This is a genomic window from Tabrizicola sp. YIM 78059, assembly GCF_004959785.1.
Classification (GTDB): domain Bacteria; phylum Pseudomonadota; class Alphaproteobacteria; order Rhodobacterales; family Rhodobacteraceae; genus Tabrizicola; species Tabrizicola caldifontis.
Genome location: NZ_SJZH01000004.1, coordinates 263,835 through 275,347, shown reverse-complemented (window position 1 = coordinate 275,347; position 11,513 = coordinate 263,835). Strand labels below are relative to the sequence as shown.

At 63.4% G+C, this 11,513-nt stretch carries 23 protein-coding genes; all 23 read left to right on the top strand.

All coding sequences use genetic code 11. The features are described 5' to 3' along the window. The first annotated feature begins 171 nt into the window (after positions 1-171). Complete coding sequence (gene rpsJ / locus EZM81_RS08110) at positions 172-480, top strand: 30S ribosomal protein S10 (RefSeq protein ID WP_023666234.1); 309 nt, start codon at positions 172-174, stop codon at positions 478-480. Positions 481-493: 13 nt separating this feature from the next. Continuing rightward, entirely contained in the window at positions 494-1,216 is a 723-nt protein-coding gene (rplC, locus tag EZM81_RS08105) for a 50S ribosomal protein L3 (RefSeq protein WP_135449728.1), read from the top strand. Further along, positions 1,213-1,833, top strand: a complete 621-nt coding sequence (gene rplD / locus EZM81_RS08100) for a 50S ribosomal protein L4 (RefSeq protein WP_135449730.1) — start codon at positions 1,213-1,215, stop codon at positions 1,831-1,833. The genes rplC and rplD overlap by 4 nt, the downstream gene beginning before the upstream one ends. Beyond that, a complete protein-coding gene (locus EZM81_RS08095; RefSeq protein ID WP_135449732.1) occupies positions 1,830-2,150 on the top strand; it encodes a 50S ribosomal protein L23 in 321 nt (106 codons plus the stop codon). Before rplD ends, EZM81_RS08095 begins: the two co-directional genes overlap by 4 nt. A gap of 127 nt (positions 2,151-2,277) precedes the next feature. Further along, positions 2,278-3,117 carry a 50S ribosomal protein L2 gene (gene rplB / locus EZM81_RS08090; protein ID WP_135449733.1) on the top strand — a complete coding sequence of 280 codons (840 nt, stop codon included), beginning with the start codon at positions 2,278-2,280 and terminating at the stop codon, positions 3,115-3,117. Positions 3,118-3,120: 3 nt separating this feature from the next. Continuing rightward, the gene (gene rpsS / locus EZM81_RS08085; RefSeq protein WP_135449734.1) at positions 3,121-3,399 is read left to right on the top strand and encodes a 30S ribosomal protein S19; all 279 of its coding nucleotides are present in this window, start codon (positions 3,121-3,123) and stop codon (positions 3,397-3,399) included. A 3-nt stretch (positions 3,400-3,402) separates the two neighbouring features. Next, the gene (rplV, locus tag EZM81_RS08080; protein WP_135449735.1) at positions 3,403-3,783 is read left to right on the top strand and encodes a 50S ribosomal protein L22; all 381 of its coding nucleotides are present in this window, start codon (positions 3,403-3,405) and stop codon (positions 3,781-3,783) included. Further along, the gene (gene rpsC / locus EZM81_RS08075; RefSeq protein ID WP_135449736.1) at positions 3,783-4,493 is read left to right on the top strand and encodes a 30S ribosomal protein S3; all 711 of its coding nucleotides are present in this window, start codon (positions 3,783-3,785) and stop codon (positions 4,491-4,493) included. Before rplV ends, rpsC begins: the two co-directional genes overlap by 1 nt. A gap of 12 nt (positions 4,494-4,505) precedes the next feature. Further along, complete coding sequence (gene rplP / locus EZM81_RS08070; RefSeq protein WP_135449737.1) at positions 4,506-4,919, top strand: 50S ribosomal protein L16; 414 nt, start codon at positions 4,506-4,508, stop codon at positions 4,917-4,919. A gap of 137 nt (positions 4,920-5,056) precedes the next feature. Next, positions 5,057-5,680 carry a TIGR02466 family protein gene (locus tag EZM81_RS08065; protein ID WP_136645366.1) on the top strand — a complete coding sequence of 208 codons (624 nt, stop codon included), beginning with the start codon at positions 5,057-5,059 and terminating at the stop codon, positions 5,678-5,680. 214 nt (positions 5,681-5,894) lie between these two features. Next, entirely contained in the window at positions 5,895-6,095 is a 201-nt protein-coding gene (rpmC, locus tag EZM81_RS08060; RefSeq protein ID WP_128515231.1) for a 50S ribosomal protein L29, read from the top strand. Positions 6,096-6,106: 11 nt separating this feature from the next. Next, positions 6,107-6,346, top strand: coding sequence for a 30S ribosomal protein S17 (rpsQ, locus tag EZM81_RS08055; protein WP_135449739.1), 240 nt, complete (start codon positions 6,107-6,109; stop codon positions 6,344-6,346). A 60-nt stretch (positions 6,347-6,406) separates the two neighbouring features. Next, positions 6,407-6,775, top strand: coding sequence for a 50S ribosomal protein L14 (gene rplN, locus EZM81_RS08050; protein WP_023666245.1), 369 nt, complete (start codon positions 6,407-6,409; stop codon positions 6,773-6,775). Next, positions 6,775-7,080: a 50S ribosomal protein L24 gene (gene rplX, locus EZM81_RS08045; RefSeq protein ID WP_135449740.1), complete on the top strand. Its 306-nt coding sequence runs from the start codon at positions 6,775-6,777 to the stop codon at positions 7,078-7,080. Before rplN ends, rplX begins: the two co-directional genes overlap by 1 nt. Continuing rightward, entirely contained in the window at positions 7,080-7,640 is a 561-nt protein-coding gene (gene rplE / locus EZM81_RS08040; RefSeq protein ID WP_136645365.1) for a 50S ribosomal protein L5, read from the top strand. The genes rplX and rplE overlap by 1 nt, the downstream gene beginning before the upstream one ends. A 19-nt stretch (positions 7,641-7,659) precedes the next feature. Beyond that, the gene (gene rpsN, locus EZM81_RS08035) at positions 7,660-7,965 is read left to right on the top strand and encodes a 30S ribosomal protein S14 (RefSeq protein ID WP_135449742.1); all 306 of its coding nucleotides are present in this window, start codon (positions 7,660-7,662) and stop codon (positions 7,963-7,965) included. Positions 7,966-7,977: 12 nt separating this feature from the next. Continuing rightward, on the top strand, positions 7,978-8,376 hold the full coding sequence (gene rpsH, locus EZM81_RS08030; RefSeq protein ID WP_135449743.1) for a 30S ribosomal protein S8: 399 nt from the start codon (positions 7,978-7,980) through the stop codon (positions 8,374-8,376). Between the two features lie 10 nt (positions 8,377-8,386). Continuing rightward, positions 8,387-8,920 (top strand): 50S ribosomal protein L6, encoded by a 534-nt coding sequence (gene rplF / locus EZM81_RS08025; RefSeq protein ID WP_136645364.1) that lies wholly within the window; start codon positions 8,387-8,389, stop codon positions 8,918-8,920. Positions 8,921-8,931: 11 nt separating this feature from the next. Further along, the gene (rplR, locus tag EZM81_RS08020) at positions 8,932-9,291 is read left to right on the top strand and encodes a 50S ribosomal protein L18 (RefSeq protein WP_136645379.1); all 360 of its coding nucleotides are present in this window, start codon (positions 8,932-8,934) and stop codon (positions 9,289-9,291) included. Positions 9,292-9,429: 138 nt separating this feature from the next. Continuing rightward, positions 9,430-10,002 (top strand): 30S ribosomal protein S5, encoded by a 573-nt coding sequence (gene rpsE, locus EZM81_RS08015; protein ID WP_135449745.1) that lies wholly within the window; start codon positions 9,430-9,432, stop codon positions 10,000-10,002. Between the two features lie 2 nt (positions 10,003-10,004). After that, positions 10,005-10,202, top strand: coding sequence for a 50S ribosomal protein L30 (gene rpmD, locus EZM81_RS08010; RefSeq protein WP_135449746.1), 198 nt, complete (start codon positions 10,005-10,007; stop codon positions 10,200-10,202). Between the two features lie 185 nt (positions 10,203-10,387). After that, a complete protein-coding gene (locus EZM81_RS08005) occupies positions 10,388-10,780 on the top strand; it encodes an ectoine synthase (RefSeq protein WP_136645363.1) in 393 nt (130 codons plus the stop codon). Positions 10,781-10,908: 128 nt separating this feature from the next. After that, positions 10,909-11,388 carry a 50S ribosomal protein L15 gene (rplO, locus tag EZM81_RS08000; RefSeq protein WP_136645362.1) on the top strand — a complete coding sequence of 160 codons (480 nt, stop codon included), beginning with the start codon at positions 10,909-10,911 and terminating at the stop codon, positions 11,386-11,388. Positions 11,389-11,513: the final 125 nt, after the last annotated feature.

Genomic DNA, 11,513 nt, shown 5'->3' with positions numbered 1-11,513 from the left:
TCCGCGAAGGCGGCCGCACCGTCGGCGCAGGCGTCGTTTCGAAAATCATCGCCTAGATCGCGGCTTGCAATAGGAACGGGCGGGCTGTAGAAGCCCGCCCTCCGACCAACGAAACAGAACCTCTCGGGTGGGTGCCATTGCTCAGGCCGATGTTCTAAAAGGAAAACAGTGATGCAAGGTCAGACCATCCGCATCCGCTTGAAAGCGTTCGACTACCGCGTGCTGGATGCCAGCACCCAGGAGATCGTGAACACCGCCAAGCGGACGGGCGCCCAGGTGCGCGGCCCGATTCCCCTGCCGAACAAGATCGAGAAGTTCACGGTTCTCCGTGGTCCGCACATCGACAAGAAGTCGCGTGACCAGTGGGAGATCCGCACGCACAAGCGTCTTCTCGACATCGTCGATCCCACCCCGCAGACGGTGGACGCGCTGATGAAGCTCGACCTCGCCGCCGGCGTGGATGTCGAGATCAAGGTTTGAGGAGGGCAGATCGATGCGCTCTGGAGTGATCGCAAAGAAGCTGGGAATGACCCGGCTGTTCCTCGAGGATGGCAAGCAGGTTCCGGTGACGGTCCTGCAACTGGACAGCCTGCAGGTCGTGGCGCAGCGCACCGTCGAAAAGGACGGCTATACCGCCGTCCAGCTGGGCGCGGGCGTTGCCAAGGCCAAGCGGACGAGTGCCGCGCAGCGCGGGCATTTCGCCAAGGCCAATGTGGCGCCGAAGCGCAAGATCGCGGAATTCCGCGTCTCGCCGGATTGCCTGATCGATGTGGGGGCGGAAATCACCGCCGACCATTATCTCGCCGGTCAGTACGTCGATGTGGCCGGCACCTCGATCGGGAAGGGCTTTGCCGGCGCGATGAAGCGGCACAACTTCGGCGGTCTGCGCGCCAGTCACGGCGTGTCGATCAGCCATCGCTCGCACGGTTCGACCGGCCAGTGCCAGGACCCCGGCAAGGTGTTCAAGGGCAAGAAGATGGCTGGCCATCTGGGTGCGGTTCGCGTGACCACGCAGAACCTGCAGGTGGTGCGCACCGATGCCGAGCGCGGTCTGATCATGATCAAGGGCGCTGTGCCCGGGTCCAAGGGTGGCTGGGTCACGATCAAGGACGCCGTCAAGAAGCCCGCGCTGAAGGACGCGCCGCGTCCGGCCGCGATCCGCACCGCTGCCGCTGCTCCGGCCGCCGAAGTTGCCGCCGAAGGGGGTGAAGCATGAAACTTGATGTGATCAAGCTGGACGGCAAGAAGGCCGGCTCGATCGAGCTGGACGAGGCGCTGTTCGGCCTCGAGCCGCGCGCCGACATCCTGCACCGCGTGGTGCGCTGGCAGCGGGCCAAGGCCCAGGCCGGCACGCATTCGACGCTGGGCAAGTCGGACGTCTCCTACTCGACGAAGAAGATCTATCGCCAGAAGGGCACCGGGGGCGCACGCCACGGGTCGAAGAAGGCGCCGATCTTCCGTCATGGTGGCGTCTACAAGGGCCCGACCCCGCGCAGCCACGCCCATGACCTGCCGAAGAAGGTTCGCGCCCTCGGGCTGCGGCACGCACTGTCGGCCAAGGCCAAGGCGGGTGAGCTGGTGATTCTGGACGCGGCTACCCTGGCCGAGGCCAAGACCGCCCAACTGGCCAAGATGAAGGCGGAACTCGGCTGGAAGCGCGTCCTGATCATCGACGGCGCTTCGGTCGATGCGAACTTCGCTCTGGCCGCCCGCAACCTGGAGGGCGTGGACGTCCTGCCGACCATCGGCGCGAACGTCTACGACATCCTGAAGCGTGATACGCTGGTCATCACCAAGGCCGGTGTCGAAGCCCTGGAGGCGCGTCTGAAATGAGCAAGGCACCCAAGACCGCTGCGGCCCTGAAGCCGGAGCACTACGACCTGATCCAGAAGCCGGTCATCACCGAAAAGGCCACCATGGCCTCCGAGGCAGGTGCCGTGGTGTTTCAGGTCGCCATGGACGCGACCAAGCCCCAGATCAAGGAAGCGGTCGAAGCCGTTTTCGGGGTCAAGGTGAAGGCGGTGAACACCACCATCACCAAGGGCAAGGTCAAGCGCTTCCGCGGCCGTCCCGGCGAGCGGAGCGATCGCAAGAAGGCCTATGTCACGCTGGAAGACGGTCAGACTATCGACGTCACCACCGGCCTCTGATAATAGGCGCGCGACTCACGGCGGCCCCGGGAAGACCGGGGCCGTCATGTTTCGCTAAATCGGGGATCTTCGGAGCCCTTCACCGCCGGGTGGCGACACCCGTGCAAGCAAACGGAAGACAGGAAACATGGCACTCAAGTCGTATAAACCGACGACGCCTGGCCAGCGCGGGCTGGTTCTGATCGACCGTTCGGAGCTGTGGAAAGGCCGTCCGGTCAAAGCCCTTACCGAAGGGCTGATCGGCACCGGCGGCCGGAACAACCTCGGACGGGTCACCATGCGTCACCAGGGCGGGGGGGCCAAGCGCCTTTACCGCGTGGTCGATTTCAAGCGTCGCAAGTTCGACGTCCCCGCGACGGTTGAGCGTATCGAATACGATCCCAATCGCACCGCGTTCATCGCCTTGGTCAAGTATGCCGATGGCGAGCTGTCCTATATCCTGGCGCCACAGCGTCTGGCCGTTGGCGACCAGGTCATCGCCGGCGCCAAGACCGACGTCAAGCCGGGCAACGCGATGCCGTTCAGCGGCATGCCGATCGGGACGATCGTTCACAACGTCGAGCTGAAGCCCGGCAAGGGTGGTCAGCTGGCCCGTGCGGCGGGCACCTATGCGCAGTTCGTCGGCCGCGACGGAGCCTATGCCCAGATCCGCCTGTCTTCGGGTGAACTGCGCATGGTCCGTCAGGAATGCATGGCCACCATTGGTGCCGTGTCGAACCCCGACAACTCGAACCAGAATTTCGGGAAAGCAGGGCGCATGCGCCACAAGGGCATTCGCCCGACGGTCCGCGGTGTCGCGATGAACCCGATCGACCACCCGCATGGCGGCGGCGAAGGCCGGACCTCGGGCGGTCGTCACCCGGTCACTCCCTGGGGCAAGGGCACCAAGGGCAACAAGACGCGCAAGCCGAAGGCTTCGGACAAGCTCATCGTCCGGTCGCGTCACGCCAGGAAGAAAGGGCGTTAATCCATGGCACGTTCCGTCTGGAAAGGCCCGTTCGTCGACGGCTATCTGCTGAAGAAGGCAGAGAAGGCGAAGGCATCGGGCAAGGGCGAGGTGATCAAGATCTGGTCGCGCCGCTCCACCATCCTGCCGCAGTTCGTCGGTCTGACCTTCGGCGTTTACAACGGCAAGAAGCACATTCCCGTGCTCGTCACCGAGGAAATGATCGGCCAGAAATTCGGCGAATATTCGCCGACGCGGACCTACTATGGTCACGCCGCCGACAAGAAAGCGAAGAGGAAGTAAGCCATGGGTGCGGAAAAGAACCCCCGCCGCGTGGCGGACAACGAAGCGATGGCCGTGCTGCGCATGCTGCGCACGTCGCCGCAGAAACTGAACCTGGTTGCCGGCATGATCCGCGGCAAGAAGGTAGACAAGGCACTGGCTGACCTCACCTTCTCCAAGCGCCGCATCGCGGGTGACGTGAAGAAGTGTCTGCAGTCGGCGATCGCCAACGCAGAGAACAACCACAACCTCGACGTGGACAATCTGATCGTGGCGGAAGCCTGGGTCGGCAAGAACCTGGTGATGAAGCGGGGCCGTCCGCGGGCGCGTGGCCGGTTCGGCAAGATCATGAAGCCGTTCTCGGAAATCACCATCAAGGTCCGTCAAGCCGGGGAGACCGCGTAATGGGACAGAAGGTTAACCCGATCGGGATGCGCCTGCAGGTCAACCGCACCTGGGACAGCCGCTGGTTCGCCGAGTCGAAAGACTACGGCAATTTGCTGCTGGAAGACCTGAAGATGCGCGATTTCATCCATCAGGAGCTCAAGCAGGCGGGCATCAGCCGCGTGATCATCGAGCGTCCGCACAAGAAGTGCCGTGTGACCATTCACAGCGCGCGTCCGGGCGTGATCATCGGCAAGAAGGGTGCTGACATCGAGACGCTGCGCAAGAAGCTGTCGCAGTTCACCAAGTCGGAGCTGCACCTGAACATCGTCGAGGTCCGCAAGCCGGAGCTCGACGCCCAGCTGGTGGCCGAATCGATCGCTCAGCAGATGGAACGCCGCGTCTCCTTCCGCCGCGCGATGAAGCGCGGCGTGCAGAACGCGATGCGGATGGGCGCGCTTGGCATCCGGGTCAACGTGTCGGGCCGCCTCGGCGGGGCCGAGATTGCCCGGACCGAATGGTATCGCGAAGGCCGCGTGCCGCTGCATACCCTGCGCGCCGACATCGACTATGCGCTGAGCGAAGCCCAGACCCCCTATGGCGTCATCGGCGTCAAGGTCTGGATCTTCAAGGGCGAGATCCTGGAACACGATCCGCAGGCGCATGACCGTCGTCTGGCCGAATCCGCCGACGGTCCGGCTCCGCGCGGTCCGCGCCGCGAACGGGCGTAAGGAGTAGAGAAGATGCTGCAACCCAAGCGCACCAAGTATCGCAAGATGCACAAGGGCCGCATCCATGGCGAAGCCAAGGGTGGGTTCCTGATCAACTTCGGCTCCTTCGCCCTCAAGGCAACCGAGCCCGAGCGCGTCACCGCGCGGCAGATCGAGGCGGCCCGCCGCGCGATTACCCGCCACATGAAGCGCCAGGGCCGGGTCTGGATCCGGATCTTCCCGGACGTTCCGGTGTCGGCGAAGCCCGTCGAGGTCCGGATGGGTTCGGGCAAGGGTTCGACCGACTATTGGGCCTGCAAGGTCAAGCCGGGCCGGATCATGTTCGAGATCGACGGCGTGAACGAGGAGACAGCACGCGAGGCGCTGCGTCTCGGCGCGATGAAGCTGCCGGTCAAGACCCGCGTCGTCGCGAAGGAAGACTGGTAAGGATCGGTGCGCTGTAGCGCACCCTGCGATCATGGCCCCCGCTGGAAACGGCGGGGGCTTTTTCATCGAACGGCCACCCCGCGCCTCTCCTCCCCTCGTGCGGGGGGATGAGGGAGGGGGGCACCCGCGAGGACAGTATGCCGGACATCACCTCCCTTTTCGTCACCCGCCTCTACCGCGCGAAACTGAACGAACTCGCCAAGAAGAAGGTTGATTACGACGAGTTGCGCATCACCTGCGAAACCATCGCCGAGGATGACGAGGCGGGCCAGGAGTGGTGCGAGGCGAACGGCTATCCCGGCTATACGTCCTATGCCTCGCTGAATGATCTGGCGTGGCGGATGCCGATCTTCGCCGATCTGGAAAAGGCGCTCGACCGCCACGTCGCCGCCTTCTGCGCGGACCTCGGCTTCGACCTGGGCGACCGCAAGCTGAAATGCAACTCCCTCTGGATCAACATCCTGCCCGAAGGCGGCACCCACGCCAGCCACATCCACCCGCATTCGGTGATCTCGGGCACGACCTATGTCGCGATGCCGGAGGGGACCTCTGCGCTGAAGCTGGAGGATCCGCGCCTGCAGATGATGATGCTGGCCCCCGTGCCGCTGAAAACCGCACCGCAGGAATTGCAGCGGTTCGTCTATGTGAAGCCCGCGGTGGGCGAGGTTCTCCTCTGGGAAAGCTGGCTGCGCCACGAGGTGCCGATGAACATGTCCGAGGAGGAGCGGATCTCGGTCAGCTTCAACTATGGGTGGGCGTGAAGGCGGGATTGTAAGGTGTGCTCCAGCGCACCGTCCGCCGGTGTGCTGGAGCACACCCTACGATTGCCCTTGCCCCCTGCCGACTTCCCCCCTATACGGGCGCATCTGCGATTCCCGGGGGCGACTCGGGCGTCGCGGATTGTCATTGATCCGCCAGGCGATCAGTTACCCTGACCCAGGGGCTGACTGGCGATTGTGAAAAGGAAAGACCGGCATGAAAGCCGAAGAACTGCGTTCGAAGACGCCGGACCAGCTGCGCGACAGCCTGATCCAGCTGAAGAAGGAAGCCTTCAACCTGCGCTTCCAGCAAGCGACCAACCAGCTTGAGAACACTGCCCGCATGCGTGCCGTCCGCCGCGACGTTGCCCGCATCAAGACCGTTCTCAACCAAAAAGCCGCTGAAGCTGCGAAGTAAGGGGTAAAGCCATGCCGAAACGCATCCTGCAAGGCGTCGTCACCTCGGACAAGAACGAGCAGACGATCACCGTTCTCGTGGAACGCCGCTTCAAGCACCCGCTGCTGCAGAAGACCGTCCGCAAGTCGAAGAAATACCGGGCGCATGACCCGGAGAACAAGTTCAAGGTCGGCGACGTGGTCCGCATCGAGGAATGCGCGCCGATCTCGAAGACGAAACGCTGGACCGTGGTGACCGACGCTACCGCGTAAGTCGCTCCGGTCCCGAACGAAACCCCAGGGCGCGTCCCTGAAGGTCGGGAGACTGAAAAAATGATCCAGATGCAGACGAATCTGGATGTCGCTGACAACTCCGGCGCGCGCCGGGTGCAGTGCATCAAGGTTCTTGGCGGTTCGCACCGCCGTTATGCTTCCGTGGGCGACATCATCGTGGTGTCGGTCAAGGAGGCGATTCCGAAGGGCCGCGTGAAGAAGGGCGACGTCCGCAAGGCCGTCGTCGTGCGCACCGCCAAGGAAGTCCGCCGTGAAGACGGCACCTCGATCCGTTTCGATCGCAACGCCGCCGTCATCCTGAACAACCAGGGCGAACCGGTCGGCACCCGCATCTTCGGGCCGGTCGTGCGCGAGCTGCGGGCCAAGAACTTCATGAAGATCATCTCGCTGGCTCCGGAGGTGCTCTGATGGCTGCCAAGCTGAAGAAGGGTGACACGGTCGTCGTGCTTACCGGCAAGGACAAAGGCAAGACCGGCGAGATTTCGGCTGTCTTCCCGAAGGAAAACAAGGCCATCGTGGAAGGTGTGAACATCGCCATCCGGCACACGAAGCAATCGGCGGCGTCGCAGGGCGGCCGGCTGCCGAAGGCGATGCCGATCGACCTGTCGAACCTGGCGATCGTGGACAAGAACGGCAAACCGACCCGCGTCGGCTTCCGCATGGAAGGTGACAAGAAGGTCCGTTATGCCAAGACAACCGGGGAGGTGATCTGATGCTGGATGCAGCGAAATACACGCCCCGCCTGAAGGCCGTCTATGCGGACAAGATCCGCGCGGCGATGAAGTCGGAATTCGGCTACAAGAACGACATGCAGATCCCGAAGCTGGACAAGATCGTCCTGAATATGGGGGTCGGTGAGGCGGTCAAGGACACCAAGAAGGTGAAGCAGGCCGCCGAAGAGCTGTCGCAGATCGCCGGTCAGAAGGCCGTGGTCACCAAGGCCAAGAAGTCGATCGCCGGCTTCCGGGTCCGCGAGGACATGCCGATCGGCTGCAAGGTCACGCTGCGCGGCGACCGGATGTACGAATTCCTCGACCGGCTCATCAACGTGGCGCTGCCCCGCGTCCGCGACTTCCGCGGCGTCAAGGGCAACAGCTTCGATGGTCGCGGCAACTATGCCATGGGCCTGAAAGAGCACATCGTGTTCCCCGAGATCAACTTCGACAAGGTCGATGAGGTTCTGGGGATGGACATCATCATCTGCACCACCGCGAAAACCGACGCGGAAGCCAAGGCGTTGTTGAAGCATTTCAACATGCCCTTCACGTCGTAAGCCGCGAGGAACCTGAGATATGGCAAAGAAATCCATGGTGAACCGCGAAGTGAAGCGGGCGAAGCTGGTGAAGCAGCATGCTGCCAAGCGCGCCGCGCTGAAAGCGGTGATCAACGATCAGTCGAAGCCGATGGAAGAGCGTTTCAAGGCGACTCTGAAACTGGCCGAGATGCCCCGCAACTCGTCTGCGACGCGGATCCACAACCGCTGCCAGCTGACGGGCCGTCCGCATGCGTATTACCGCAAGCTCAAACTCAGCCGCATCATGCTGCGCGACCTGGCCTCGTTCGGCCGGATTCCCGGCATGGTCAAGTCAAGCTGGTAAGGGAGGCATCAGATGTCCATGAACGATCCTCTCGGCGATATGCTGACCCGTATCCGCAACGCCCAGATGCGCGGCAAGTCCACCGTGACGACCCCCGCCTCGACGCTGCGCGGTCGCGTGCTGGAAGTGCTGCTGTCCGAAGGCTACATCCGTGGCTACGAAAAGAACGACACGGCCAATGGCCAGGGCGAATTCGTCATCAGCCTGAAATACTACGAAGGCGAGCCCGTGATCCGCGAACTGAAGCGCGTGTCCAAGCCCGGCCGTCGTGTCTACATGGGTGTCAGCGAGCTTCCCTCGGTCCGGAACGGACTGGGCGTCGCTATCGTCTCGACCCCCAAGGGCGTTCTTTCGGATGCAAACGCACGCGCAGCCAATGTCGGCGGCGAAGTGCTTTGCACCGTGTTCTGAGGAGGGTTGCATGTCCCGTATCGGCAGAAAACCGGTTACGCTGGTCAAAGGCACCTCTGCCTCGATCAGCGGCCAGACCATCGAGGTGAAGGGCCCGAAGGGCACCCGTTCCTTTACTGCGGGCGACGATGTCACCATCACCATCGAGGGCGATGAGGTGAAGGTCACCCCGCGTGGCCTGTCCAAGCGTGCGCGTCAGCAGTGGGGGATGACCCGCTCGATGATCGAGAACCTGGTGACCGGTGTCTCGAACGGCTTCAGGAAAGAGATGGAAATCCAGGGCGTCGGCTACCGTGCCGCCGTTCAGGGTAACATCCTGAAACTGTCGCTCGGTTACAGCCACGAAGTGAATTTCGAAGTGCCGAAGGGGGTGACCGTCACTTCCTCGAAGCCGACCGAGATCATCGTGGAAGGCATCGACCAGCAACTGGTCGGCCAGGTCGCCGCTAACATCCGCGAGTGGAAGCGGCCGGAGCCCTACAAGGGCAAAGGCATCCGCTACAAGGACGAGTACATCTTCCGCAAGGAAGGCAAGAAGAAGTAAGGGTGGCGAAAATGGCTTTGAAAAAGAGAGAGCTGTTCCTCAAGCGCCGCCTGCGCGTCCGGAACAAGATCAAGGCGACCTCGCATGGCCGCCTGCGCCTGTCGGTGCACCGTTCTTCGAAGAACATCAGCGTCCAGCTGATCGACGACGTGAAGGGTGTGACCATTGCTTCGGCGTCGAGCCTGGAGAAGGAACTTGGCGTCGTCGGCAACAACAACCTGGAAGCGTCGGCCAAGGTCGGCGCGGCGATTGCCGAGCGGGCAAAGAAGGCCGGTGTGGAAGAGTGCTACTTCGACCGTGGCGGCTTCCTGTTCCACGGCAAGATCAAGGCGCTTGCCGATGCCGCCCGCGAAGGCGGCCTGAAGTTCTGATCCCGTCCGCGCAGGCGGGCAGATTGAACAAGGCGGGCGGCATCCGTGCCGCCCCGATGATCCGGGTTCCCGGCCAGACCGGGGGCACCAGGATTGGCTGCAACGGCGCGAAGTGCGCCACCACGAAGGAATTGCCAGATGGCAGAACGTGAGAACCGCCGGGAGCGTCGTGACGACCGTCGCGACAACCGGCCCGAAGAAACCCCGGAATTCGCCGACCGTCTGGTCGCGATCAACCGCGTCTCGAAAACCGTCAAGGGTGGCAAGCGCTTCGGCTTTGCGGCCCTGGTGGTCGTTGGCGACCAGCGCGGCCGTGTCGGCTTTGGCAAGGGCAAGGCCAAGGAAGTGCCGGAAGCGATCCGCAAGGCGACCGAGCAGGCCAAGCGCAGCATGATCCGCGTGCCGCTGAAGGACAGCCGCACGCTGCATCACGACATGGAAGGCCGCCACGGCGCGGGCAAGGTGGTGATGCGTTCCGCTGTCGCCGGTACCGGGATCATCGCCGGCGGTCCGATGCGCGCCGTGTTCGAGATGCTTGGCGTGCAGGATGTCGTCGCCAAGTCGATCGGCAGCCAGAACCCCTACAACATGATCCGCGCCACCATCGACGGGCTCAAGCGCGAAGCTTCGCCCCGTTCGGTTGCGTCGCGTCGTGGCAAGAAGGTGGCCGAGATCCTTCGGAAGCCCGAAACTGATACCGTGGAGGCCTGAGCATGGCTGACAAGAAGAAAACCATCGTCGTGAAGCAGATCCGCTCGGCCGCCCGCCGTCCGGCCGTGCAGACCGCGACGCTCAAGGGCCTCGGCCTGAACAAGCTGAACCGCACCCGCGAGCTGGAGGACACCCCCTCGGTGCGCGGCATGGTGAACTCGATCAGCCACCTGGTCCAGATCATCGAAGAGCGCGGGTAAGCGACCGTCGGCCGTAGGGTGGGCAATCTGCCCGCCGACTGCTGGAGCACAGAACGCCCTCGCGGAAACGCGGGGGCGTTTTGCCGTTGGCCGCAAGACCACACTTTGGCGCAAAGCATGGATTGGCCCGGTCGTTCCTTGCCGGCTAGGCTTTGACGGCCAGCCACTTACTTAATGGAGCCGCCATGATCGTCCGCACCCTCTCCTCCATCCTTGACACGCCGGCACACGTGAAGGGCGATGCCTTCGAAAGCCGCCGCATCCTGCTGGCGTCTGACGGGCTTGGCTATTCGCTGCACGACACGGTCTGCAAGGCCGGGACCGAGCAACATCTGGAATACAAGCACCACGTCGAGACCAACTACGTGATCGAGGGGCAGGGGGCTGTGACCAATGTGGCCACCGGGCAGAGCTGGCCGCTCGGTCCCGGCACGGTCTATGTATTGGACAAGCACGAGGCGCATCTGTTGCGGGCCGACACCGACCTCAGGATCATCTGTGTCTTCACCCCGGCGCTGACCGGCCAGGAAAGGCACGATGCCTCGGGCAGCTATCCGGCTGCCATCGAGGCCCCATAGCCTTGCCAAGTGGCCCGGGGTCGTGTATCGGCCCGCGGTGGCCTGCTGGTGCCACTGGAATCAACAAGAAAAGCCGTGTTGTCCCCATCCGTCGCAGGTAGGGATATTCCGGCCAAGGAGATTGCGACATGAAACTGCATGAACTCGCCGACAACGAAGGCGCGGCCAAGAAGAAGAAGCGCGTGGCGCGTGGTCCGGGCTCGGGCAAGGGTAAGACCGCCGGGCGCGGGATCAAGGGCCAGAAGTCCCGGTCGGGCGTTGCTCTGGGGGGCTACGAAGGCGGCCAGATGCCGCTCTATCGCCGCCTGCCGAAGCGCGGCTTCAACAAGCCGAACAAGCTGCACTACGCGGTCGTGAACCTCGGGATGATCGAGAAGTTCATCGCCGCCGGCAAGCTGGACGCCAAGGCCGATATCACCGAGGACGCGTTGGTCGCGGCCGGTGTCACGTCGAACAAGCGCGACGGCATCCGCGTGCTGGCCAAGGGCGAGATCACGTCCAAGGTCAAGCTGGTCGTGACCGGCGCTTCGGCCTCGGCGGTGGCAGCGGTGGAAAAGGCGGGCGGCAGCGTCACGCTTCTGGCGCCGGTTGCGGCTGCGGCCGAATAGGGCCCCGGGCGCGGAGGCGATCAAATAGCCATTGTGAGCGGCCGGAAGGTCGCTTACATCAGCTTCCAGTTTTCCCGCGCCGCCAACCGGAGAACGGTCTGGCGGCGCTTGCCCTGAAAGAGACC